This is a genomic window from Sphingomonas sp. CFBP 13706 (assembly GCF_014842355.1).
In the GTDB taxonomy this organism is placed as follows: domain Bacteria; phylum Pseudomonadota; class Alphaproteobacteria; order Sphingomonadales; family Sphingomonadaceae; genus Sphingomonas; species Sphingomonas aerolata.
Genome location: NZ_JACYVM010000014.1, coordinates 43,282 through 68,231 on the forward strand (window position 1 = coordinate 43,282; position 24,950 = coordinate 68,231).

At 62.4% G+C, this 24,950-nt stretch carries 22 protein-coding genes; 2 read left to right on the forward strand and 20 right to left on the reverse strand.

Going from position 1 to position 24,950, the window contains the following annotated elements; translation table 11 throughout:
- Window positions 1-89: 89 nt before the first annotated feature.
- The 3 genes from IFS44_RS18170 to IFS44_RS18180 form a co-directional block, all read right to left on the reverse strand.
- Entirely contained in the window at window positions 90-851 is a 762-nt protein-coding gene (locus IFS44_RS18170) for a hypothetical protein (RefSeq protein ID WP_192099523.1), read from the reverse strand.
- A 103-nt stretch (window positions 852-954) separates the two neighbouring features.
- A complete protein-coding gene (locus IFS44_RS18175; RefSeq protein WP_192003459.1) occupies window positions 955-1,848 on the reverse strand; it encodes an MBL fold metallo-hydrolase in 894 nt (297 codons plus the stop codon).
- 14 nt (window positions 1,849-1,862) lie between these two features.
- Window positions 1,863-2,411, reverse strand: coding sequence for an isochorismatase family protein (locus IFS44_RS18180; RefSeq protein ID WP_192003458.1), 549 nt, complete (start codon window positions 2,409-2,411; stop codon window positions 1,863-1,865).
- Window positions 2,412-2,463: 52 nt separating this feature from the next.
- Between IFS44_RS18180 and IFS44_RS18185 the strand changes: the two genes are divergently transcribed.
- The gene (locus IFS44_RS18185) at window positions 2,464-3,474 is read left to right on the forward strand and encodes a GlxA family transcriptional regulator (protein ID WP_244647509.1); all 1,011 of its coding nucleotides are present in this window, start codon (window positions 2,464-2,466) and stop codon (window positions 3,472-3,474) included.
- Between the two features lie 117 nt (window positions 3,475-3,591).
- On the opposite strand, the gene pcaF is transcribed toward IFS44_RS18185, so the two are convergent.
- The 8 genes from pcaF to pobA are packed head-to-tail and all read right to left on the reverse strand — an operon-like array spanning window position 3,592 to window position 11,114.
- Entirely contained in the window at window positions 3,592-4,797 is a 1,206-nt protein-coding gene (pcaF, locus tag IFS44_RS18190; protein WP_192099554.1) for a 3-oxoadipyl-CoA thiolase, read from the reverse strand.
- 4 nt (window positions 4,798-4,801) lie between these two features.
- Window positions 4,802-5,989, reverse strand: coding sequence for a bifunctional 3-oxoadipate enol-lactonase/4-carboxymuconolactone decarboxylase PcaDC (gene pcaDC / locus IFS44_RS18195; RefSeq protein ID WP_192099524.1), 1,188 nt, complete (start codon window positions 5,987-5,989; stop codon window positions 4,802-4,804).
- 4 nt (window positions 5,990-5,993) lie between these two features.
- On the reverse strand, window positions 5,994-7,136 hold the full coding sequence (locus tag IFS44_RS18200; protein ID WP_192099525.1) for a lyase family protein: 1,143 nt from the start codon (window positions 7,134-7,136) through the stop codon (window positions 5,994-5,996).
- A 6-nt stretch (window positions 7,137-7,142) separates the two neighbouring features.
- Window positions 7,143-7,844: a protocatechuate 3,4-dioxygenase subunit alpha gene (gene pcaG / locus IFS44_RS18205; protein WP_192099526.1), complete on the reverse strand. Its 702-nt coding sequence runs from the start codon at window positions 7,842-7,844 to the stop codon at window positions 7,143-7,145.
- On the reverse strand, window positions 7,834-8,550 hold the full coding sequence (gene pcaH / locus IFS44_RS18210; protein ID WP_192099527.1) for a protocatechuate 3,4-dioxygenase subunit beta: 717 nt from the start codon (window positions 8,548-8,550) through the stop codon (window positions 7,834-7,836). Before pcaH ends, pcaG begins: the two co-directional genes overlap by 11 nt.
- The gene (locus IFS44_RS18215) at window positions 8,547-9,209 is read right to left on the reverse strand and encodes a 3-oxoacid CoA-transferase subunit B (protein WP_192099528.1); all 663 of its coding nucleotides are present in this window, start codon (window positions 9,207-9,209) and stop codon (window positions 8,547-8,549) included. The genes pcaH and IFS44_RS18215 overlap by 4 nt, the downstream gene beginning before the upstream one ends.
- Window positions 9,209-9,919 carry a CoA transferase subunit A gene (locus IFS44_RS18220; RefSeq protein ID WP_192099529.1) on the reverse strand — a complete coding sequence of 237 codons (711 nt, stop codon included), beginning with the start codon at window positions 9,917-9,919 and terminating at the stop codon, window positions 9,209-9,211. The genes IFS44_RS18215 and IFS44_RS18220 overlap by 1 nt, the downstream gene beginning before the upstream one ends.
- 13 nt (window positions 9,920-9,932) lie before the next feature.
- Complete coding sequence (gene pobA / locus IFS44_RS18225; protein WP_192099530.1) at window positions 9,933-11,114, reverse strand: 4-hydroxybenzoate 3-monooxygenase; 1,182 nt, start codon at window positions 11,112-11,114, stop codon at window positions 9,933-9,935.
- Window positions 11,115-11,242: 128 nt separating this feature from the next.
- On the opposite strand from pobA, the gene IFS44_RS18230 reads away from it, so the two are divergent.
- Entirely contained in the window at window positions 11,243-12,121 is an 879-nt protein-coding gene (locus tag IFS44_RS18230) for a helix-turn-helix domain-containing protein (RefSeq protein ID WP_192099531.1), read from the forward strand.
- On the opposite strand, the gene IFS44_RS18235 is transcribed toward IFS44_RS18230, so the two are convergent.
- The 9 genes from IFS44_RS18235 to IFS44_RS18275 all read right to left on the reverse strand — a co-directional run bounded on the left by IFS44_RS18235 (window position 12,118) and on the right by IFS44_RS18275 (window position 24,874).
- On the reverse strand, window positions 12,118-13,044 hold the full coding sequence (locus tag IFS44_RS18235) for an alpha/beta hydrolase (protein WP_192099532.1): 927 nt from the start codon (window positions 13,042-13,044) through the stop codon (window positions 12,118-12,120). The two genes, IFS44_RS18230 and IFS44_RS18235, sit on opposite strands and share 4 nt — an antisense overlap.
- Before the next feature lie 73 nt (window positions 13,045-13,117).
- On the reverse strand, window positions 13,118-13,588 hold the full coding sequence (locus IFS44_RS18240) for a hypothetical protein (RefSeq protein WP_192099533.1): 471 nt from the start codon (window positions 13,586-13,588) through the stop codon (window positions 13,118-13,120).
- Entirely contained in the window at window positions 13,585-16,938 is a 3,354-nt protein-coding gene (locus tag IFS44_RS18245; protein WP_192099534.1) for a glycosyl hydrolase, read from the reverse strand. Before IFS44_RS18245 ends, IFS44_RS18240 begins: the two co-directional genes overlap by 4 nt.
- A gap of 23 nt (window positions 16,939-16,961) precedes the next feature.
- A complete protein-coding gene (locus IFS44_RS18250; protein WP_342366486.1) occupies window positions 16,962-17,729 on the reverse strand; it encodes an alpha/beta hydrolase in 768 nt (255 codons plus the stop codon).
- A 173-nt stretch (window positions 17,730-17,902) separates the two neighbouring features.
- Window positions 17,903-19,210 (reverse strand): glycoside hydrolase family 1 protein, encoded by a 1,308-nt coding sequence (locus IFS44_RS18255; RefSeq protein ID WP_192099555.1) that lies wholly within the window; start codon window positions 19,208-19,210, stop codon window positions 17,903-17,905.
- Window positions 19,210-20,100 carry an alpha/beta hydrolase gene (locus tag IFS44_RS18260; protein ID WP_342366487.1) on the reverse strand — a complete coding sequence of 297 codons (891 nt, stop codon included), beginning with the start codon at window positions 20,098-20,100 and terminating at the stop codon, window positions 19,210-19,212. The genes IFS44_RS18255 and IFS44_RS18260 overlap by 1 nt, the downstream gene beginning before the upstream one ends.
- Window positions 20,101-20,192: 92 nt before the next feature.
- Window positions 20,193-22,430 (reverse strand): TonB-dependent receptor, encoded by a 2,238-nt coding sequence (locus IFS44_RS18265; RefSeq protein ID WP_192099536.1) that lies wholly within the window; start codon window positions 22,428-22,430, stop codon window positions 20,193-20,195.
- 39 nt (window positions 22,431-22,469) lie between these two features.
- A complete protein-coding gene (locus IFS44_RS18270) occupies window positions 22,470-23,303 on the reverse strand; it encodes a fumarylacetoacetate hydrolase family protein (RefSeq protein ID WP_192099537.1) in 834 nt (277 codons plus the stop codon).
- Between the two features lie 2 nt (window positions 23,304-23,305).
- On the reverse strand, window positions 23,306-24,874 hold the full coding sequence (locus IFS44_RS18275) for a bifunctional 3-(3-hydroxy-phenyl)propionate/3-hydroxycinnamic acid hydroxylase (RefSeq protein ID WP_192099538.1): 1,569 nt from the start codon (window positions 24,872-24,874) through the stop codon (window positions 23,306-23,308).
- Window positions 24,875-24,950: the final 76 nt, after the last annotated feature.

Sequence of the window (24,950 nt, forward strand, 5' to 3'; positions counted from 1 at the left end):
CATACTTTACTGATCATCTAATCCAATGGGGGAGCTGAACCGGGAATAAATCTTTTTTAAAGATCTTCTTAAGAATTATAAAGTGACGGCTACTCTATATCACTGCGAGGTTCGTCACGCTGAAAATTGGGTATTAGAACCAGTCCGGAGTTTCCGGTTTTAGTATTGATGGCGCTGACGTAAATCTGCGTCGGGGTGGACGATGGTACGTCGATTGAGCCGGTGAATACGCCGGGAGATTCCGTAAACGGCAGCGATGTTGTCACCAGTTTCTTGCCGGCCGACCAGACGGATGCTGTTACCACATACTCCGATGCATCCCATTCTCCCCCCGGGGTGATTGGGCATCCGCACATCAACTCGACCTTAGCTTGAACCACCACGGCACTGCCGCTGCGCATTGCGGTCGGGGTAATCGCCAGCCCAGGCAGTTCGACCATCCAGCCATTGCCGATATCGATTGCCTGGCCTGGCACCATCCATCGTTGAGACTTTACCTGGAGGAGCGACCCAAGCCGCCCAAGTGGTCCAGCCACCTCGAGATCGACTAGAGTTGGCTCTGCAATGTCGACAATCGTATCAAAGGTTGCCGCGCCGTCGGTTTGCAACAGTGGAGAGCGACCGGTCGCTCGCATGATCCGGACGGTGTTCCCGGTGCCGCCCTTCGTAATGCCTTGAGCCAGCGTTTTACCGGACTTGGCGTCGCGGAGGGTGATGCGCGCACCGCCAGTATGATCGCCGACAAACTTGCCGTCCTGACTCAATACCCGAACCACCACACGGGTAGGCTCAGCGTACGCGGGAGTAGCGACTGCCATCCCAAAAGCTGATACGAAAAGCCCGATTTTCATCCCCATCTCCTTGCTGACATCAAGGACTAATCCGCTAGCCGCATGTCAAGCCGTTGCTGACGCCGTGGGGCAGCATCACCGTTGTTGGCCCACGGCGCCTTGCTTAGATCGAAATATTCTCGCCGTCGGCGGGGATAAGTAGCCGCTGAGCGAAGCCTTCCTTTTTAGCAAAGGCTGCGAGATCGGCCCGACTAAGGACACAGTGATTGATTGCTTCCATATGCGTCGCGACGAGCTGAGCGGTCGGTGCCGCGCGATGGACGGATAATACCCCTTGTGGACCCATCAGTATCGGCCCCAGATCAACCCATTGGGCATACCCCGCGTTGAGGACGATGACGTCGGGTTTGTAAGTCTCGACCGCCTGCGCCACGGCTGCATCCCAAATAGTGTCCCCCACGACGTAAACCGACTTATGCGATTGGTGACGGAAGACAACGCCGCTGACGGGATCGAGCGTTGGCACTGCGCGCAACACAGCGTCTCCGCCATGATGCCCACCTGTCCGGGCAAGTTGAACACCCTTGAAGCGCGTATCCGTCGTCATAATCCGCACATCAGAAAAGCCCTGCCCCCGAATGGTGGCAGCGTCCGTTGCGTTCTGAACGAAGATTGGCATCGCCTTCGGCAGTGCCTTCTGCGCGGCGTCGTCCCAGTGATCGATATGCGTATGGGTAACTATAACAGCGTCGGCATCGACAAGGTCTGCAACTGCAACTGGCAAAGGAACGAGCGGATTGCGCAGATGGCTCATCGCTGAACCAGGGAAGCCCGGATAGGCCCCTGGATCCGCAAACATGGGATCAACCAGGAACCGCACCCCGGCATAGTTGACGCGAATTGTCGCGTTCCGGATCTGGACTATCGAGTTCCCGGTGCTTGGCGCAGGCAACGGCGCTGCCTTGAGCGAAGGGGCAACGCTGAGGGTAACGGCAGCGGCACCACCGGCTGCCAGAAGCTGGCGGCGAGAGAGGCCGGACAGAGTTTCCGATGTCATAGTAATGCTCCAGCTCAGGCAGGAAGAAAGTCGGCGGTGGAGACTACCTGACCGTAGGCAAAGGCGAGTGCGGCCATGAAGGCGGCATGAACATGGTCCGCAGGGACCTCGACGCCGTTGATCGACAAGGCGCGCGTGGCACAGGCATCATCAATGACGGTCACGGCATAACCGAAGTCGAACGCTGCGCGAGCCGTCGCATCGATGCACATGTGGCTCATCGCGCCGACGATGATCACCTCCTGCACGCTCGCGTCATCGAGCAGCGCCTTCAGCCCCGTGTCGCGAAAGGCGTTGGGGTAGTGCTTGGTGAGCGTTGTTTCACCATCGACGGGCGCTACTGCCGCGATGATTTCGGTGCCGCTCGTACCGATCGCAAAAGGTACCGCGTCCAAATTCGGTGTCTCGTGACGAATGTGAACGATCATTTCCTCGCCGTCACGCGCGGCGGTAAGGACACGCTTCGCATTCGCGACGGCTTGATCCAGATTCTCCAGCGGCAGCTTGCCACTGGCTTCATATTCGTTCTGCAGATCGACTACGATCAGGGCTCGTTTGGCCACAACATTGCTCCCGTTGAGTATGGAGCCTGTCTAACAGGATGATCAGGCCTATATGAGTGGCGACAGCGACAAAAACCGGGTTAGAAATGACATGATGGAAATTGCTCTCCTTGCCTATCGTGGAGCCCAGCAAGCAGCGATTTTGGGCATGACGGATCTCCTGATTGCTGCCGATCGCATTGCCGCTGCGTTGCCGGCGCAAGCGCACAGATCCAGGCTAGTGGTCAGTCACTGGGCTGCAGCGAAGGCAACGGGCCGGTTGGAGCGCGTTTATTCCTCGGCGTCATGTAGCACTGATCCATCGATGTGCATTTTGCCACCGGCGTTGGATGGCCCGCATGATGACAGGGATCCAGATATAAAGAGCTGGTTGCTCGAACGGCACGCCGAGGGCGCCGTGCTGGCCTCCATCTGCTCAGGTGCATTCGTGCTTGGCGATACCGGCTTGTTTGACAACCGAACCGTCACGACGCACTGGACCTACGAAGATCGCTTTCGAAGCCGCTTCCCTTTGGCGCGGGTCGAAACCGACCGGATCGTCATCGACGATGGTGACATCATCACGGCCGGGGGCGTCATGGCCTGGACCGATCTTTGCTTGACGATCATCGCGCGGTTCATGGGAGATGCCGTGATGATAGAAGTGGCCCGTGGCTTCCTCATTGATCCGCCCGGACGCGAGCAGAGCTATTACAGCGGCTTCAGTCCCCACGTTGGCCACAAGGATGAAGCCATACTGAAGGTACAGGAATTTTTAGAGGATAGTGAGGGCAAAACCGTCGACGTGGCAACGCTTGCAGCTCAAGCCAGCCTTGAGGAAAGAACACTTCTACGCCGCTTTCAAAAAGCGACCGGCTATACCACGACCGAATACTGGCAACGCCTGCGAGTATCGAACGCCAAGACAAAGCTGCGGGGTACGAGGCTTGCTATCGACCAAATCGGCTGGGATGTGGGCTACACCGACCCTAGTGCCTTTCGTAAAGTATTCCATCGCATTGTCGGCTTATCTCCTTCCGATTATCGGCGACGGTTCGCTACGGCGGTCAAGACGGTAGCCTGACATTGCCTGCACTGTGTCACCGTCAAAGATGAAGATTCTTGAAACACCATCGATGCTGCGGTGTCCGTGCCATCTCGCTTGCTGTTAGGGCGTGTCAGGAATCATGTATTCAGAATATCACACTCGTTCGATCAACAAGCCGATCCCCTGCCCTACGCCGATGCACATGAAGACCATCGCGTGGCGACCACCCGTACGATGAAGTTCCTCGACCGCGCTAATCGTGATCCGCGCGCCGGACATGCCGAGAGGGTGACCGAGCGCAATTGCACCACCATTGCGATTGACGCGCGGGTCATCGAACGGATCGATGTCGAGATCACGTAGCGTCGCGATTGCCTGGCTGGCGAACGCCTCGTTCAACTCGATCACGTCAAGTTGGTTCAGCGTGATCCCACCTAATGTCATCAGCTTACGCGCGGCCTCGATAGGTCCCACGCCCATGATCCGGGGTGCGACCCCAGCCGCTGCCATCGCAACGATCCGCGCGCGGGGGGTCAGCCCGTGTCGCGCCACTGCGGCTTCCGACGCGATGAGCGTCGCGGCCGCACCGTCGTTAAGGCCGGACGCATTGCCAGCCGTTACGGTACCGTCAGCCCGCACGACCGGCTTCAGCCTAGCGAGCGCGTCCAGGCTGGTTGCGCGCAAATGTTCGTCTGCGGAGAAGACGATTGGTTCGCTCTTTTTCTGCGGAATCGTGACAGGCACGATCTCGACGGCGAACCGTCCGCTCGCCTGCGCGGCTGCAGCCTTCTCCTGACTGGCAAGACCGAAGCGATCCTGATCCTCTCGGCTGACATGCCACTGGTCGGCAACGTTCTCGCCCGTTTCCGGCATTGAATCCACGCCGTAGGCATGCCGCATGGCCGGGTTGACGAACCGCCAGCCCAAGGTCGTGTCTTCCAGCTTCTGCGCCCGGTCAAAGAGACTTTGTGCCTTGCCCATTACATAAGGCGCGCGCGTCATGCTCTCGACACCACCCGCGATCATGAACTCGGCATCACCGCTGCGGATCGCTCGAGCTGCCGACCCGATCGCGTCGAGACCCGAGCCGCACAGACGGTTGATCGTCGATCCCGACACCGTTTCGGGCAATCCGGCAAGCAGCACAGCCATGCGCGCGACATTGCGATTGTCCTCGCCGGCTTGGTTCGCACAACCGAGGATCGTGTCGTCCACCGCACCCCAATCGACCCCCGGATTGCGATCCGTCAGGGCCTTGATTGGAATGGCGGCCAGATCGTCGGCGCGAATGCTCGCAAGCGACCCGTTCAGTCGGCCGATGGGGGTACGGATCCCGTCACAGAGAAAAGCATCGATCATAAGTTCAGCCTCTATTACCGCTGGAGTCGAGCTCGGCGATGATCTTGCCCGCTTCGGCGAAGGCCGTATTTGCCGCGGGTACACCTGCATAGATCGCCGATTGCATCAGCACTTCCTTGAGTTCCTCGCGGGTGAAGCCATCACGCATCAACCCGGTGCGAACGTGGAGCGCGAACTCCTCCCAGCGTCCCAGGGCCACGGTGATGGCAAGCACGATGAACCGACGGCTGCGGTCATCGAGACCTGGCCGGCCCCAGATTTCATTCCACGCGATCCGCGTGATCATCGCCTGGAAATCGGCGGTGAAGTCAGTCCGCTTGGCGAGCGACGCGTCGACCCATGCATCGCCAAGCACGCGGCGCCGGTTGACCAGCCCCGCCTCGAACAAGGTGCTTGCGGCATCCTGGGTATCGGCCGGTTTTAGAAAAGCGCGAAGCGTTGCTGCAAGCGCGGCAGGCGTCTCGATCGGCGCGAGATGTGCGGCGTCGAGATGCACGACATGTGCGTCAGGCACCGCCGCCACGATGCGTTCGCCATGCCCCGCAAACGGGGTCGAGGTGTCGCGATCGCCCGCAACGACCAGCATGGGCATACCGATCTCAGGCAAGCGATCAATCACCGCCATATCGCGGATCGCTGCACCGCACCCCGCATAGCCGGCATCGGCCATCGCGATCAGGCCCCGACGCACGCTTTCGGCCGCGCCGCCATGCGTCGCCACGAACCGCGGCGACAGGAGGCGACCCATCGCCATATCGGCGATGGCTGCCGTACCCCTTGTGCGTACGACCTCGATCCGGTTCCGCCACGTGTCCGCGTCCATCGTCGCCGACGTGCAGACGAGTGCCAGCGCGGTAACCCGCGTCGGATGAGTCAGCGCCAGCTCCATTGCGATCATCCCGCCGAGCGACACACCGGCAACGGCTGCACTCTGTACGCCTGCGGCGTCCATAACAGCGGCGACATCGTCGGCTAGCATTGCCAAGCTATAGTCACCATCAGGTGCGTCCGACGCGCCGTGTCCACGCGTATCGATCCGCAAAAGCCGCAATGCCGGCAGCAAATGCGGGACGCTGGTCTCCCACAACGCCATGTCCGTGCCGATCGAATTGAGTAGGACGAGCACCGGCAGATCGGGAGCGCCGTCGAGCTTCCAGTAGACGCGCACGTCCTCACGGATCGCGAATGGCATGAAGTTATCCTTGAAGGTTGGAGACGAGCGCCGCGACGATTGTCGCGCTTTCGCCGATATCGGTCCCAATATTGGCATCACGCAGGTTGCGCGCGATCGCGTCGTCGTCGATCTCCAACCCTTCTGCGACGCTAGCCATTGCCTCTGCCGCGCCCGCCGCAAGCAGGAACAGGTCGGCAAGCACCGGCCCCTCCGCCTGCCAGCCGCCAAGCCCGCGCTCTTCCTCCTGCGGCAGTCCGACAAGCAAGGTCGCAGCCAAACCCGGCGCACGCAGCGCTGCCGACAGCGCGATCTGGCAACTGGTCGGGTTGCGCTTGTGCGCCATGGCCGATGATCCACCGCGGCCCGTGACCACCGGCTCACGCGCCTCTCCAACGGCGTTCTGCGACAAAAGCGCTACGTCGCGCGCCATCTTGCCGATGGCGCCAATCGCTATGGCAAGACTGGTGCCAATGGCGGCAATGCCGATCCGGCGCGCGTGCCATGGTTCGCTCACGGCAAGGCCCAGCTCATTTGCCATATGCGATGCGATCGCCGGCCCCGCGCCGTCGAGCCCGGCCCGCGTACCTGCGGCACCGCCCAGCTGGATCCGGGCATGGTCCTCGACATCGCGCCGCAGTCGCTGCGCGGCATCGGCGATACCGATCATCCAGTGCGCGATCCGAAGACCGAACGCGACGGGCAACGCATCCTGCAACAACGTACGGCCGACCGCAGGTGTGTCCGCATGACGCAGAGCCAAACGACCAAGGGCATCGGCGATGCGGTCAAGGTCCGTGAGTACCAGTTCGGTCGCTGCCCGCGTCTGCATCATCAACACGGTGTCGGCGATGTCCTGGCTGGTCGCTCCCTTGTGTACCGCCTTCCTGGCATCACCACTCAGGGCGGCACGCAAACGGGCGACGAGTGGGATTGCCAGCGTACCGGCCAGCGCTGACTCCTCTGCCAGTTCAGCAGTATTGATCGCCGTCGTTATGCAGGCGTCCACAATCGCGAGCGCGAGCTCCTCCGAGATCACTCCTTCCGTCGCCTGCGCTCTTGCCAAAGCACCTTCGAATGCGAGCGCGTGAGCGACGGTAGCGTCGTCGTCAAAGACGGCCAACATTGCGGGCGTTGTCGCCGGGCGGGTGCGGAGAAGATCAGTCATTCGACATCATACCGCGAAGAAGACCGTCTCGGCTTCGCCCTGCAACCGGATGTCGAACCACCAACTACCGTCATCTCGCTGGTGGGCTATCAGCGTATTTCGACGAGCTGCCGGAACCGCTGTGAGCACCGGATCATCGTCATTGCCTTCGGCATCGGCGAAATACAGCCGCGTCGCGAGCCGTTTGATGATACCCCGCCCGAACACCGACACTGCCAGATGGGGGGCTTGCAGCGTGTTGCCGGGACCAGGTACGCGCCCCGGCTGAATGGTGCGGAACCGGTAGATCCCGTCCGGGTCGACCGACGCGCGGCCGAAGCCGATGAAATGGGGGTCGATCGGCACCGCGTCGCGCGGATCATCGACGCTCGCATAGCGCCCGGCGGCGTTGGCCTGCCAGATCTCGATCATCGCATCGAGTATCGGCACGCCCTTCGCGTCGAGCACCTGCCCCGCGATCTCGATCACGTCGCCCTCGGGCGTGCCGGTCGGCGACGACAGGTTGAGGAGGTAATGCTCCTCGCCGAACAGGTCGGTGCGGGCGCCCATGTCCGATTTACCGACAAGATCGGCGCCGCCTTTCCACGGCAGGCCGTAGTGGAAGAAGGGCCCGACCGTCTGCCACGGCGTCTGGCCGAAAATCGCCGGATCCTGATTGTCCAAGCGCGGGACCGTCTGGCGATCCTCGACTGCGATCTCAATCGTCATGGTGGTGATCCTCGAACGGCGTCTCGTCGCGCCCCTTCAGAACGATGTCGAACAGATAGCCGAGCGCGTAGGCAGGCTTCGTGCTCTTGATATCGAAGCGACCCACCATCCGCTGGCGGGCGGGCATCGGTATGGCGTTGGCGATCGGGTCGATCTCGATCAGCGGATCGTCGGGAAAGTACATCTGCGTCACGAGCCGTGTCGCAAACGCGGGCCCGAGCAGCGAAAGATGAATATGGCCCGGCCGCCACGCGTTCTTGTGGTTGCCCCACGGATACGCGCCAGGTCGTATCGTAACGTAGCTGTACCGCCCCTCGTGATCGGTGACGACACGCCCAGCTCCGGTGAAGTTCGGGTCGAGCGGTGCGTTCCAGGTGTCAGCCGAATGGATATAGCGCCCTGCAGCATTAGCCTGCCAGATCTCAATGACGGTGTTGGCCACGGGGCGTGCGCGATCGTCCAGCACGCGGCCGGAGACGATGATGCGCTGACCCTGCGGAACGCCCGCATGTTGCGCGGTGAGGTCGATGCCAGAGGGTCCCACCATCAGGCGCTCCCACGCGCTTGGACCGGTCGTCTCTGTCAGCGTCGGTGGGATCGCGATGAGCGGCTGACGCGGACTGCGATCGACCGTCGAGCAATAGTCCGGGTGCAGCGAGGGCGACAGCCCGGGTTCTTCAGGCGAATAGGCGATCACCTCGGTCATGCCGCACTCCCCTGCTCGAAGGCACCCGCGTCGAACGCCGCACCGGTCTTCGTTCGTACCTCGTCCAGCGTCACGCCCGGCGCCAGTTCGACCAGCTTCAGACCGCCCGCCTTCTTGTCGCAGACGAGCACGCAGAGGTCGGTAATGATCAGGTCGACCACGCCTTTGCCGGTGAGCGGCAGCGTACACGCCTCCAGGATCTTCGGCTCGCCCGCCTTGTTGGCGTGATCCATCACGACCACGACTTTCCGCACCCCGGCGACCAGGTCCATCGCGCCGCCCATCCCCTTCACCATTTTGCCGGGGATCGTCCAGTTGGCGATGTCGCCATTGACGGCAACTTCCATTGCACCGAGGACAGCCATGTCGATATGGCCGCCACGGATCATCGCAAAGCTGTCCGCGCTGGAAAAGAAGCTGGACGTCGGCAACGCGGTGATCGTCTGTTTGCCGGCGTTGATGAGATCCGGATCGACGGAATCCCGCGTTGGGAACGGCCCGATACCGAGCATACCGTTCTCCGACTGCAACGTCACGTCGAGACCGTCGGGAACGTAGTTCGCCACCAGCGTCGGGATACCGATGCCAAGGTTGACGTAAAAACCATCCTGGAGTTCCTGCGCCGCACGCGCCGCCATTTGTTCGCGAGTCCAACCCATCACACGGTCTCCGTTTCGCGAACCGTCAGCTTCTCAATCCGCTTTTCGTTGATCGTCGACAGCACGATGCGATCGACGAAGATGCCAGGCGTATGAATGCAGTCGGGATCGAAGCTGCCGGCGGGTACGATCTCCTCGACCTCGACCACTGTCACCTTGCCCGCGGTCGCCATGTTCGGGTTGAAGTTGCGCGCGGTCTTGCGGAACATCAGGTTCCCCGCAGGATCGGCGCGCCACGCCTTGATGATCGACACATCGGCGCGCAGCCACGTCTCGCGGACATACTCCTCGTCATCGAACGTCTCGACCGGCTTGCCTTCCGCTACGACAGTGCCGACCCCGGTCTTCGTATAGAAGGCCGGGATGCCCGCACCGCCGGCGCGGATCCGCTCCGCCAGCGTCCCCTGCGGCGTCAGTTCCAGTTCGAGTTCGCCGCTCAGATATTGCTGTTCGAACAGCTTGTTCTCGCCGACATAGCTCGAGACCATCTTGGCAATTTGGCGCGTCTCCAGGAGCATCCACAGACCAAAGCCATCAGCCCCAGCATTGTTCGAAATGACGGTCAGGTTCTTGACGCCAGACGCGCGGACCTCCGGGATCAGGCTTTCGGGATTTCCCGACAGACCGAACCCGCCCGACATGATCGTCATGCCGTCGAAGAGCAGCCCGTCGAGTGCAGCTGCGGGACTCTCGTATACCTTGTTCTTCATGCTGCCTGACCCTTCACGCTGCTGTCATGGGAAGACCGACATAGTTCTCCGCGAGTGTCCGCTGCGCCGCGTCAGACCCACGAATATAGTCGAGCTCTGCCATCTGGATACGCCGGTCGAACCCATCCATCGTCGGAAAGCGGTGCGTGACGGAGGTAAACCACCAGGAGAAGCGCTCGGCTTTCCAGACCCGCGCCAGTGCCCGCCCGGAATACCCATCGATCCCCGCATCGGAGCGTTCGCCATAATGCTCCGCAAACGCTTCGCCCAGCATCGTTACGTCTGATACGGCCAGGTTCATGCCCTTCGCCCCGGTCGGCGGGACGATATGGGCGGCATCACCTGCTAGGAACAGCCGGCCCCAGCGCATCGGTTCCGATACGAAGGAGCGAAGCGGCGCGATTGCTTTCTCGAACGACGGTCCGCGCGTTACCTTGGCCGCAGTTTCCGGCCCTAGGCGTAGGCACAGCTCGTCCCAGAACCGATCGTCGGACCAGTCCGCAACATTCTCGTCGACACCGCACTGGATGTAATAGCGGCTTCGCGTAGCCGATCGCATCGACGCCAGTGCAAAACCACGCTCGTGATTCGCGTAGACGAGTTCATGATCCGCCGGTGGCACGTCTGCCAGAATGCCGAGCCAGCCGAAGGGATAGACGCGTTCGAACGTGTTCAGAACGCCCGCGGGGATCGCTGCGCGGCTGACCCCATGATAGCCGTCGCAACCGACGACGAAGTCGCACGCCAAATTCTGATGGACGCCGTCCTCCTTCCAGGAGACTGATGGCCGGTCACTGTCGAGATCTTCTATCGTCACGTCCACGGCGTTCCACACGATAGACAGGTCGTTCGCCTCGGCAGCATCGAACAGGTCACGCATCACTTCCTGCTGTCCATAAACCGTCACGGTCGATCCGCCGGTCAGCGCAGCCATGTCGATGCGGAACAGGCGACCATCCAGTGACAAGTTCGTGCCGCCATGCACCAACCCTTCACGGACTAAGCGCTCGGCCAAACCGAGCCGATGCATCAGGTCGACGGTAACCTGCTCCAGCACGCCGGCCCTGACCCGACCTTCGACATAGGCCCGGTCGCGCCGTTCGATGACGACGGCATCGATGCCGTCACGGCGGAGTAAATGCGCGAGAAACATGCCCGCTGGCCCTGCGCCGATGATCGCAACCTGTGTGCGCATCCTTTGTCCATCCTCTCGCCAGCGGTTCGATCCGCCATTGTCCGAGTGGTGCGCGTGTCCAACGCATCCAACCATGCCACGGACAACCGAAATCTTGGATTATTCAGCAAAGACGATATGAAGCCTTCATGTCTATCCTAGCCGTCCCAAGCTTCTACCTATACGGGGAACCACACCGTGCAGTTGCCGACGGGTTTATTCACGTCGAACACCTGGACGATCGGTCGAGACCCAGCGAATGGACGATCCAACCACATGCTCACGCTGATCTGGTCCAGATATTCCTGATCACGTCGGGCGGTGGGGCCATGCAGGCTGAGGACGTTGCGATGCACTTCGAGGCACCGGCGCTGCTGCTGGTCCCCGCAGGCGTTATTCATGGCTTTAATTGGACGACGGAGTCATCGGGCTCGGTCCTCACGCTGGCTCGGACGTATTTCGAAAATCTTGCTGCCCGGCACCCAGACGTCGAACCGGTCTTTGACCGTCCGCTTGCGGTCACTCCGGACACTGCGGCGATGGCACGCCTGTCCGACGGCATGGCGACGCTGCGACAGGAGGTCGCCTGGTCCACCAAAGGTCACTACGCGGCTGTGGAGGCGGCGCTTCTCGCCATGCTAGTGGTTTCCCTGCGCGTCCTGCCTGCGAGCGATACCGGTTCCGCGCTCGATCGCGGGCAATATGCCAGTTTGGTCGCCCGCTTCCGCGCTCGTATTGAAGACCGGTTCCGCCTACGGGAAAGCATCTCGACACACGCTTGCGATCTCGGCACGAGCGAGACCAGTCTGCGGATGGCATGCGCCCGGATTGCGGGGCGTTCCCCGGCGGCTATGCTCGACCAACGCGCGATACTCGAGGCCCGACGCGCATTGCTCTATTCGCATCTGTCGGTGGCAGAGATTGGCTACGCCCTTGGCTTCACCGATCCCGCATATTTCACGCGTTTCTTTACGCGTCATAGCGGGAAATCTCCCACCCGGTACCGCCAAACCGAGCGTACCGCTTAACGTCGATCGAGCGAGTGTGATTTAAGCCAAGCAAAAAGAGCATTTGCCCATGAATCGACCGGAAGGTTTCTCTTTGACAATCCGAAACCATGCCCGCCCTGCTCATAGAAGTGTGCCTCAGCATCCCGGCCTACTGAGGTCCAGCGATCGAACATTTTGACGCTCTCCGTTATGGGGACGCTATCATCATCTTGAGCCGCCGCAATGAAGATCGGTGGAGCGTCTACCGGTACCGTAGCCTTCCCTATCCCACCATCTATTGAAGCAACAAAGTCCGGCCGTGCAGACTTGTTATCACTCAACGCAGTATCTACAGCCGCAATAGCTCCCGCCGAAAAACCTATTACCCCGACACGCTTCGCGTTAATCCCAAATTCTGCGGACCTTGACCTGATCAACGACACTGCACGCCTCACATCTGCAACGGCGATATCTTCTTCAACTCGAAGATTAGTCTTAAATTTATTAAAGTCCGCCTGAGTAGCCCTTGTGGTCTTAGGTAAGGTAAACTTACCCGTGTTCCGAACCCGATACTTCACGAGAAACGCGGTATACCCCTGCTGCGCCAGTCGCTTGGCCACATTGACCCCTTCCAGATCCCATGCCAGGACCTGGAAGCCTCCTCCGGGACATACTATGATTGCCGTGCCGTTTGCCCGGCCGACAGGGCGAAAGACAGTGATCGTTGGGTTCGTCACATTGGTCTTCAACGTGATTTTCCCAATTTTAGGGATATCGATGACGTTGTCGACCTCGGGACCGGTCCACTTATTAGTTCCCGGCGCGCCGCCTTCCCAAATTTTGATCTCGACTGTGGATCTCTCAACGCTTTGCGCGCCACTCTCTCCGGCAATCACAAGCAAACCAAAGCAGGCTGTCGCGAAAGTAGCTCGCATATTTGACTTTCTTTCATCGAGTTTCATTTTTGCACCCAATTCTGACGATCAAATGTAATAAGCGCCTGTACATCATATACTATCGTTCTATTGAATGTTCTCAATCGTCAAAATTAAGTAGCGTCTCGCGCGTCGACGCTGCAGCGAAGGCAGCCCCAAGTGTCATGCCCCATAGTGCCTTGGCGACTACGACAATCGTAAGATTGACGAACTTTATTCCTGACAACAATGGGAGTGAGGTCGCGGCAACGGTCAGCCCTGCTCCCATAGTCGCGACTATGAGCAATCGCAGCGTTGGCATATGTAGTCGCGGCTTCATCCGTCCTGTGATCGGTTCGACCTTCCCGAGTATAAGACGTCGCTTGGTCAGCATTTTCGGCACTAGAGTTGCCATCAGCGCGATGGCGAATCCCTGAGGTACAGCATCTACGATCAGCCCATGGCTCCCGAGAAGCGGGACACGATCGATTCTGCCGAATACCAACAATACGAAGACGATGCTCAGTACCGCACTGATCACCGCCCCAACCACGGACTCTTGCGAAACGTAACGACGCTGTCTCGGCGTCATCGCGCCGTTTCTGCGGTGATCGAGACCGGCCCGATCAGACCAGAGGGCCGAAGAGGCGCATCGCTCCGATAGGCGGGCGTCGCGGTCCAAGCGATCTTGGCCTCACCTGGCTGCGCGTCGCCGACCAGCCGATTGACCCAAAGGTTGGCGACACGCACCTCCACCCGATTGCGACCTGCCTTGAGGGCGCCGCTTACATCGAGGCGGTAGGGCGCATGCCATACCGTACCGACGACGATGCCGTTTATCCGAACCTCGGCGACGTCGCCGACGGTGCCGAGATCCAGGAACCGTCGCTCCGCTGGGGTGGACGGAGGCAGCTGGACGTCCGTCGAGTAACTGGCGACGCCTGAGAAGTAGCGGATGCCGGGCGTCGCATGCCGATCAAGCGGCGTGAGCGTCATAGACGTCGCCTTCTTCGGCGCGCCGCGCCCCGGCTGAAAACGTACCATCCACGGTCCCTCGATCCGGGCAAGCCGCCGCGCGGCGGGGGCGTTCACGAGCTGCTGCGGTGTGGTCGCGCGATTCCGGAACACGACGAAGACCGACTCTTCGGACGCCAATTCCAGCGGCACGATCGTCTGTCCGCCTTCGGTGCGGTACGACACGGCGGACGTGATGCCGGTGTCGGCATGCCATAACTCGGGGACTCGCCCAGTGACGCGGAAGCGCACCTCCCGTGCCTGTGCCGTGGTCCGACGGTTGGCGATGAAATAAACCTCGTCCTCTTTGAGCGTCCGATGGGTGAAGACCAGCGGGCCATCGCCGATCCCATCGTAATCCAGGTCGGCTACCACGCCGATCAGCGCCAGCCGCCGCTCGAGGTCCCGGCCAGCGATCACCCTGCCCTTGCCGACGCGCGTTTCGACGGTGCCGGTCCACAAGCGGCGGACCAGTCCGGAGAACGCCGCCGCATCGTCCTGCAATGCCGGAGTCCCTGTCGGCGCCTCGCCGATGACCGTGAGCCCGTCCTCAACCAACGTCGCGATCCTTTGCAACGTCGGCAGCGTCATCCGTGCCGAACTGCCGCCGAGGTACAGCACGCGATAGCGTGCGCCACCGGACGCCGCGAGTTGACCGTCCGTCATGCTCAGAACCGATTTCAGCGCCGCGGCGTCGACGAAGTCATAGCCATAGCGCTTCGGAACATCGCGAAGCGCCGCCTGTGCGTATAAAGCGGTTAGCGGCGCTTCCTCGCCGAAGAAATAGGCGACATCGGCCTGAGCGCGCCCCTGCTGGAGTAGGAAGCTGGACCGCGCCATGTAATCGACCCACGGCTTGGCCATGCCCGCCCACGTCTCGTGCCGATTGAAGTACTGCCCGAAGATCGCGAGCGACAGGCCCGGCTGCTTATCATCGACCGGCTGATGCACCGACGTGTGGATCACCGGCCGATTGACGCCGAGTGCGAACTCCATATCGATGACATGGCGCAGATCCGCCGGTGCGAATGCCCATGGCGAAAAGGCTGACGTCATCGATTCCGCCGCGACGAGATTCTGGCCGTACAGATGCGCGACCGACGCCGCACCGCGGATATCGCCGACAAGCGTGGATCGGGGTTCACCGCCACTCGAAAACGTCCACATCGCGGCCATCGGCACGTCCGTGTGCGACCGCATGGCGATGTCATTGCCGAGCGCCGGCCGTCCGTCTTCCAACGCCTCCCCGTAGACCTTCAGGCCGCGCGCATGGGCGACCGCTGCCACTGTGCCATAATGTTCGTTGGAGATCAGATCGGCGAGTGTCGCGCGATAATCGTAGAGGAACGCATCGCTGCGCGCGCGCGACCCGATCACCGCACCAGTCAACGTCGGCAGCCAAGGCGTAGGGTCGTATCCGCGCAACCGGCGAAAGGCGGCGACCATTCCTAGCGTCCAGTTAGCATCGCCGGCCTCGAAGCTGTCGGTGACGAGCGCGCGGATGCCCTTCGCGCCGATCAGATCGGCACCCACCGCGTCGCGGTAGGTGTCGAGATACGTATCGAGGTATCGGCGCACGGCCGCACCGTCGTACTTGTCGACCTCCAGCCCGGTCGCTTCGGGGCTCGCCGGGTGGTTCGTCGTGCCGAGCAGAGAGGTGCCCAAACGGACGATCCGCCACCGACCGGGCGGCGGCGTCCAGTCGAGCGTGCCGTCCGAGCGCATCCGCCGGGTGAGATCGACGACCTGGCCTGGTTCGACACCCGTTATGTCGGGCACGTCGCGGCTCAGCGCGTGATAGTCCGGCACCGTGGCGAAGCCCGCCTTCGCCTCGTAGCGGTCGACCTTCGCCTCACTCGACAGGCGCAACTCCGCGATGGGAAGCGTAGCAACGGGCGCCCCGCCGCCGAACATGGCTCCCATCTCCACACCGGGTGCCGGCGGCGCGACACCCGTCCGCTTGGGCCCGGTGTTGGGACGGAGCACCAGCCGAAACGTCCGCGCGTTCACCGGAGCGAAGGCAACCGTGGTCGGCACATTTGCCAGCGGAAGGGTAGCAATCGGCTTCCACCCCGCCCCTGTCTGCGCTTCAAGCACCGGTAGATAAGCCGCGTCGCCGAACACCGGCAGCGCGCCGGGGATCAGCAGGGTCGCCGACCGGATCGTCGTCGGCTCGGCGTAGGCGAGCGTCAGCATGCTTGGCGAGACGGCAGTGCCACGCGCGACCTGCACCGCGCTCGTCGCATCGTCATCGGCCAGCGCGGCGGCATCGCCGGTCGCGCCGCTCATCACCACCGGCGCGATCCCGTCCCGCGCGAGCACGGGATAGGCAAGCACCGCGACATCGGCGTAGTATCGGGCGCGCGGCTTGGTCGCCACGCTGGTGTCGAAGCCGGCAAGCTGATCGCTGAAGGGCAACGACTGGAACGGTCCAGTGACGCTCGGCGGCATCGCTAGCGGGGCGGACAGCGGCCGTCCGCCGACGACGTCCATCTCGCTCCACACCAGCTTCTTCATGCCGTCCGCGGGCGGGACCCAAGGTCCGCCGGTCTCGCTCCACCCTGGCGAGGCGGCGATCGCAAGCTCGAGGTTCAGGCGCTCCGCCGTGGTCGCCGCCCTCCGGAACGCCCGTTTCCATTCCGGGCTCATGTAGGCGATGCGCTTGGCTACCACCTGAGGCGTCATCAGGTTGGCGTCGAACGCCTGCACCCCCCCCAGCCCGATATCCCTCATCCAGGTGAGATCCTTATCGATCCCGTCCTCGGAGATATTCCCGTTGAGCCAGTGCCACCACGTGCGTGGCCGCGCAGACGGGGGTGGATTGCGGAAGCCGTCGCGCAACGGGTCCGGCACAACATTCTGCGCGAAGCCGGCGGTAGTCGCCATCAAGATGGCGGCGAACGCCGCGGCGAACGTCGAACGGCGCATGGAACATTCTTTCTGCTGGTCGATCATCGCGGCGGGGCGAGCAGGCCGCGGCTGTCGAGCCACAGCCGGAATTCATCCATCATCAGCATGGTCGTCGTCCCCGCACGTCCCATCCCGAACCCGTGGTCACCGCGTTCATAGGCATGCAGTTCGACCGGTCGCCCTGCCTTGCGCCAAGCATCGACTATCCCGAAGCCCTGCTTGCCGAACAAGCCATCGTCGATCGCCAATGCTGCGAACATCGGCGGGGCTTTCGCCGGAACCGTTACCGGCAGCATCGGCCCATAGATGTAGCCGAAGAACGCCGGACCCGCCTTTTCAGGCGCGGTCATAACCGTCTGCATCGTCGTCATGGCACCAGCGGAAAAGCCGATCGCACCTACGCGGTTCGGGTCGATCTTCCACCCCGCGGCATTGTGACGGACCGTCTGCAGCGCCGCCAACATGTCGGTGGTGGCCCGATCCTCGCGGATCGCCGGACGCGTTTCACCCTTGGCGGCCGCCGCGAAGATTTTGCCGACCTCCACCAGGAAATCCGCTTCTTTCGGCGGCGTCTGGTTTAGGCGATACTTCAGCACGAAGGCGGCAATGCCGTGATCGGCAAGCCAGCGCGCCACCGGCCAGCCCTCATTGTCCATGGCCAGCATCGCAAAACCGCCGCCAGGAGCGACGATAACCGCGGCGCCTGTCGCCTTTGCCGGGTCCGGCAGCACTGCCTCGAGAGTCGGCCGGACGACGTTGCGCACGACGCGCTGATCGCCGAGATCGGTCCAAACTTCGGTCTCGGCCACGTTGGCATCCGCCGGGTAGAGCAGTCGCGCGGCAGGGCGGGGTGGCGCTGTGATCCGTTTCGCGCTCAGACCTGGGGGAGGCCCATTGGTTTGTTGAGCACTTGCCGGCGACAGCGAAGTTATGCCGAGGGACAGGGCGCACAGCAGGCTGCGATTACGCATGGGACTTGGCCTCACAGACTGTTGGCGCGGGCGATGCCGCCGAGTACGCTCGCACTTGGCTTCGGCGTGCGACGGAAGGTCGTTCGGTCAACCTCGACCAAGCCAAACTTCGGCTTGTAGCCGAAGATCCATTCGTAATTGTCGAGCAACGACCAGTGCATGTAACCGATCACGGGTACGCCGTCGGCGATCGCCGCCTGCAAGCCCGCCAGTGCGGCCGGGATCAGATTCGCCCGCACCCGGTCGTCGGCCGTTCCGACACCATGTTCGGTCACCATCACAGGTACGCCAGCCTCGGCGTGAACGTAGCGAACGGCGTTGCCCAGTGACGCGGGATAAATCTCCTGATGCAGATCGCTCTGCAACGACGTCGACGGGATAGGTAGCGCACCATTGGCATCGAAGCGGACGCGCGTATAATTCTGGACGCCTACGAAATCGTCGCCCTTCGCTGCGGACAGCCACGGGGCATAGGCATCCGCACGCTTCGCATCTCGCTTGACCGACGAACCGACCGCCTGGTCGTCCTCGACCGCCAAGCTGACACCGACCGGAAGGTCGGGCCGGACCTCCTTGATCGCCGCCCGACCGGCCCGGTGCGCAGCGAGAAGGTTACGGTCCATCACCGCGATATCGGCGATGTCGGCGACGTTGCCCGAGGCGAACTTAGGTACGCCCATCGCCTTGGATGCGGCGGCCAGAGTCGCCTTCTGGATGTCCCAGACCTGTGGCGGCAACCCGCCCCATTTCAGGATGTGGAGAAGCTGCGGCTCGTTGAGGGTCACGGCATAGCCGATCCCGGCGGCAAGGTGCTGTGCTGCACGCTTGCAGTAGCGCGCGAACAGGGTCGGCGATTGCGGATTGGTCCAACCGCCCATCGCCGAGAACCAGCGCGGGGTTGTGAAATGGCTGAAGGTTACGATCGGCGTCAGACCACGTGCGCGACATCCCTCGATCATCGCCTTGTAATGGTCGAGCATTGCGATCGAGAATTGACCGGGTTCGGGCTCGATGCGCGCCCATTCGATGGAGAAGCGGTAGCTGTTCAGCCCGAGCCGTTTGACGATGTCCATATCCTGCGGCCACAGTGCGAAACTGTTGACAGCATCGCCCGATGGCTCGGCGAAGACGGTAGGCTTCACATGCTCCAGCAGCCACAGGTCTGACGCGGTGTTGTTGCCTTCCACCTGATGCCCTGCCGTCGCGGCGCCCCACAGGAAACCCTTGGGAAAACGCCGCTCGCCGGCGGCGAATGCAGGGGCGGCAAGGGCGGCGGAAGCGATCGCGCCCGAATACAGCAGATTGCGACGGTCGATCATCATGGAATATCTCCGGTGGGGTCAAGGCAGGTTTCGTGCAGGAAGGGGCGAAGCAGGTCGGCCAGGCTGTTGTCCGCCCCCCCCAAATGACAGGCCAAACTGAAGTGATTGTGGCCGCCGACCACCGCCATCGGCGGCCAGTCGCCGCGCTGCGCCCGCACCGCGGAGGCCAGCGCCATCGTGTCGTCCTGGAAGCGGACCGGATCGAACTCGGCGCAGGCGAGGAACATCGGCAAGCCGCAGGCGGCGATACCGGATGGCGCGATCCGAACATCCACACCCAGATACGCCGTATCGCGTGGTTCAACCGGAACGCCGCCGTATAGGCCCGACAGAAGGATCGCACCGCGCAATGAAGCTAGCAGCGTGCCGTTCTGCAGATATGTCGCGACGTGCGTCGCTCCGGCTGAGGTGCCGCCAACGACGATGCGGGTAGGATCGCCACCCCAATCCGCAATATGGCGGACGATCCAGTCGACTGCGGCAGCGACGTCGTCGCCGCCAGAGGGCCACGCCGCCTCTGGCAACAGACGATAGTTCATCACGACGCCGATCAGGCCGATCCGCGCGGCCCAATGGCCGACGTGGGCGTTGAAGGGATGATCTGGCGATGCCTTTTCGCCGCGTACGAAGCCACCGCCATGGACCCAGAGCAAAACCGGTCGCGCATCAGCGGAAACGTCGCGCTGGATTGCCTCGGACATGTAGACGTCCAGCCTCTGACGGTCGTGCTCGCCGTAGGCCAGATCGGCGCCGGCACAGCGCGGCGCGCCGGCGCTCTCGTCCTGGTCGGCGCGATAGAGCCGATGGACCGCGGCCAGCGTATCGGGGCCGAGGACGCGTCCCATTGCCGCTATCGCCCGTCGCTGTTCCGGCGTCTGGCCCGTCACGATCTCGCCTCTCCTCTTGACCTGTTACACGTCCGGTGCGGAACGATTGTCGGACGGGGATGCACCGATCGTCCCCGCCCGCTATCGGCGCACTAGAACTTGGCGTCGAGTTGCAAGCCGACCTGACGATAGGATTGGGGTCCATAAAGACCCAGCACCGATGCGCCGGACGCCAGGAACAACGATGGCTCGTGCTGATTGAACAGATTGCGCGCGAAGACACCCAGCGAGTACCGCTCGTCGTCCGTGCGCACGCCCAGCCGGCCGCCGATCAGCCAGTGCTGCTTGAACTGGGTCTCTGGATTGGATGTCTGCTCGTATCTGATCTTCGATTTCCAGATCGCATCCCCTGCGATGAACGCCGAGAACCTGTTGGTCAGCGGCTGTTCGTACTCACCGGAGAAAGTGAACTTGTAACGTGGCGAGAACGCCAATTGCTTACCCGTGAGGTCGCTGCTGTCCGAGCCACTGAAGCCGTCAGGGTACGTCGTTTTGGCGTATATGAAGCCGGTGTTGATGGACAGGTTACGCGTGACCTGTCCGAACAGGTTGAGCTCGGCACCGCGCGACTTCACACCGTCGATATTGGACTGCAGACAGACGAGCTGCGCAGATCCGGGGGCGACGAGGCAATTCTGCGTCTGGAAGTTTTCGATCTTGGAATAGAATGCACTGAGATCGAGTACCCAGCCACGAAGGAGCGTCGACTTAATACCCGCTTCATAGCTCGTCGGAATTTCCGGCTGCAGCACGATCGGAGGCAATCCGTTAGGCAGTGCGATCTGTCCACCCTTGAAGCCCCGCGCTGCAAATGCATACGCCATGGTTGCGCGGCTGAGCTGATATTGCGCTCCCAGCTTATACGAGAACTTCTCGCTGTTAAGACGGGACGGGTTTAGCGCTGCACCGACCGGCGTATTGTCCAGCGACAGCTTGGCGGCGGTGTAACGTCCGCCGACCAATAGGCTCAGTTGCTTGGTAGCATGGATGGTAGTCTGGCCAAAAACGGCCATCGACTCATCAGTGATGTTGTTCAGGGCACCCGGTGAATCAGCTACGGGAATAGTTCCGAACGGCAGCGCGACTGTGATGCGGAACCGCTCCGGCTGCTGCACGGTGCGCTGGTTCGAGAAAAACAGCCCCCCCGTATACTCGAAGACGTCGTTGGCGGGCGACGAGATCCGCAATTCTTGGGTTATCAGGCTGGTCTCGCCCTTGGTCGGACCGGTGTAGAGCTGTGTTGCCAGCCCATCGACCCGGTTGATCGTACCAACTCCCGCCCGGAGCGTCGTGCGCCGGAATGCCGAGATGGACGTCACGGTGAATGGTTCTGCCTGATAATCGACCTGCAGCGATCCGCCGAAGTTCTGCGTCTTCTGTCTTGGGTTGAGAGTGGTACAGACATCCTTGTTGCCGATGCCAGGTGTAATCCCGCACCGCGCTAAAATTTGCGCATCGGCCGCCGGCGCACGGACGAACGTGAAGAAGTCACCCCCATACGAAACGGTGCCGCGCGTATAATCGCCAATCACGTTGACGCTGAGGGCGTCGGTCGGTGACCACAGATACCGCGCCCGCACGCCATAACGGTTGGAGTCATTGTATCCGCCCTCTGCCAGGTTTCTGTTCGGCCCCTGCCGAAGGTTTGCCAGACCCGAAACGCGCAAAGCCGAATTGGCGTCGATCGGGATGTTCACCAGCCCCTGTACGATCTGATTGCCGAACTCCGAGCCGGCGGTGCCAGCGTCTGATAACTCGGTCCGCACGCGCGCACTGAATGCTGTCGGGTCCGGCGCGTTCGTAGCGATGTTGATCACGCCCGCCGAGGTCGTCAGCCCGAACAGCGTTCCCTGCGGCCCCTTGAGCACCTCGATCCGCGCAACGTCGAACAGGTCCGTGATGTTGGCGTTGCCTTGGCTCACCTGATCGACGACGATGCCGACCGACGGGGTCGCACCCGCAGAGAATGTCTGCGTTCCGACTCCGCGGATCGACCCGCCACCACCGGTATTCTGATTAGGCGCGGAATTGATCTCGAGACTTGGCGCGATCCGGCTGAGGTCGGTGATCGTATTCACCTGCTGACGCTCGAGCTGCGCCTGACTGGCGACGGTGATCGAGATCGGGACGGTGGTGACCCGCTCCTTGCGGCGCTGCGCCGTCACGATGATGTCACCGGCTGGGGCGTCGGACTCCGCCGCCGTCGCAGTGCTGCCCTCCTGAGCGGAGGTTGCGCCGGGTGCAGTCGCGGGCATGTCCTGTGCCGATGCGGCTGCGCCGAGCGCAAAGATGCTGACGCTGGTCAGACCGGCGATGATTGCCTTCTTCATGGTGTCCTCTCCCGTGGATACTGCTCGTTGTTCGAGCGATTATTTCGCGACGATCGTGTTGGTGAGTTTGCCGATATGGCCGATCGAAACCTGAACGGTATCACCCGCCTTCATCCACAGCGGCGGCTGGCGCTTGGCCCCGACGCCGCCGGGCGTGCCGGTCGCGATGACGTCGCCCGGAGAGAGAGGCGTGAAAGCCGATACGTAGGCGATGATCTTGGCGATCGGGAATATCATGTCCCTTATCGGCTGGTCTTGGACGACGTCGCCGTTCAGCGTCGTCACCACGTGGACGTCGGCAAGGTCGCCCGCCTCGTCAGGCGTCACCAGCATTGGGCCGAAAGCGCCCGTGCATGGAAAATTCTTGCCCGGCGTGAACTGCGTAGTGTGCCACTGCCAGTCGCGCAGGCTGGCGTCATTGAAGCAAGCGTAGCCGGCGATGTGATTGAGCGCGTCCGCTTCGCCGATGTGACGCCCGCCGCGGCCGATCACGATCGCCAGCTCTCCCTCGAAATCGAGATCGGTTGAAACGCCGGGTAGGACGATTGGTTGGCCGTGCGCCACCAAGGTGTCGGCGAAGCGGGTGAAGATCGACGGATGATCGACCTTGGCCCGCCCGGTCTCCTGCCGATGACTCTCGTAATTGTGCCCGACGCACAGGATCTTGGCAGGGTTCGGGATCAACGGCAACAAGGTGACGTCGCCGAACGCTACCTCGCCGTGGTGATCGAGCGCTTCGAGCGCCCCCGCAGCGATCGCCGCCTTCAGATCGGCAGGCGCACCGGGTGCGGCGCCGCAGTCGAGGATACGCTCACCCGCCACCCGGCCATAGCTCGTGGTACCGTCGGCGCGACGGAAGCTGACATAGGCCATGGTCAAACGGCTCCTTCATGAATGGCGTGTGTGTTATTTGGGACGATGTGAAGGCGGTCTTGGGCCGCTTGGATCAGGGGGGCGGCATCGCCATCGGCAGTGCCGAAGACGTAATGATCGGGGCGAACCAGCACGGCAGTGACCCCGCGGTCGGCGAGCCAGCGCGACAACGTACCGTCGTCGGGGACGTCCGCGATAGCTATGGTGGTCATGCTCAGCATATCGGCACCCGTCGCCGCCGCGACGTCGTCCGCGACGAACAGCCGCCAGCCCGCCGGGGTCGCGTCGTCAAGCAGGCGTCCGTCGTCCATCCGTGGTTGAACGAAGCGTTCGCCCGCGCCCGGCGTGCCGGCCGCGACGACGCCGCTGCAATAGGCGGGGATCAGGTCGGCCGCGGTACCGGCCTGGCCGCTACGCGCACGCTCGCGCATCGCGGCGTCGCGCGCCGCGGCGCGACCGATATCGAGTTCGCAGATGTAGCGGCCAGCGTCGACCGCGGCGGTGACCACGCTGCGGACGTGCGGATCGCGCTCGGCCTGATAGCTATCGAGCAGCGCTGGATCGCTTGTGCCGCGAACGACCATGTCAAGCTTCCAGACCAGATTGGCGACATCGCGCATCCCGTGGCACATGCCCTGCCCGAAGAAGGGCGGCGTCTGATGGGCGGCGTCACCGGCCAGGAACACCCGGTCCTCGCGCCAGCGTTCGGCGATCAGGCCATGGAAACGATAGGTCGTGGCGCGCACCAGCCGATGCGGCACGTCGCCCAAATACGGATCGATCAATCTCGCCACGCGATCCGCACGCATCATCGCGGCATCGTCCTCGCCGGGCAGCAGCATGAACTCCCAGCGTCGCATCGTGCCCCTCCCCGGCACGATCGTCGCCGGACGTGTCGGATCGCACATCATCACCGACAATTGCTGAATGTCCGCGGTGTCGGGCACGCCCCAAAGGTCCGGGAACCGGACGGGACCGTCCACTTCCGCATCGACGACCAGCCACGGCTCTTCGAAGTGCAGGTCTTCCAGCGCGATACCCAGGGCCTTCCTCACCACGCTGCGCGCCCCATCGCAGGCGATCACCCACCGCGCGCGCTGTTCGATAGCCCCGTCGACGCCGGCCAGATGCAATGTCACGCCCGTGGCGTCCTGATAGAACGCGGCGAGCTCGACGCCCATCATCTGCGTGACACACCCGAACCGTTCCAGCCCCTCGCGCAGATGCGCTTCCAATTCGGGCTGGTAGAAGAAGTAGTCGTTGGCCCAGCCGAACGGTTTGGGACGCCCGGCGGTACCCATGTATCTGATGACGCCGTGATCGGCACCGACATGCAGATGCCCCTGCGTCTCACGCATGCCCGGCGCGATTGCGCCGGCGAGGCCGGCGGCCTGGAACAGGCGCATCATCTCGTGATCGAGGTGCACCGCGCGGGGCAAGGGGTGCGGGTTCGGTTCGCGATCGATGACCAACACCGACAGTCCGGCCTTACCCGCCAGGTTCGCCGCGAGCGCGCCCACAGGTCCGCAGCCGATGATCGCGATGTCGAAGACGGGAGCGGGATCGCTCATCGGTCGCCGCCGTCCTGCAAACACGAAAAATGACGGCAAACATATGACATCGATTCATCCCTCCAGCCGCTCTTGG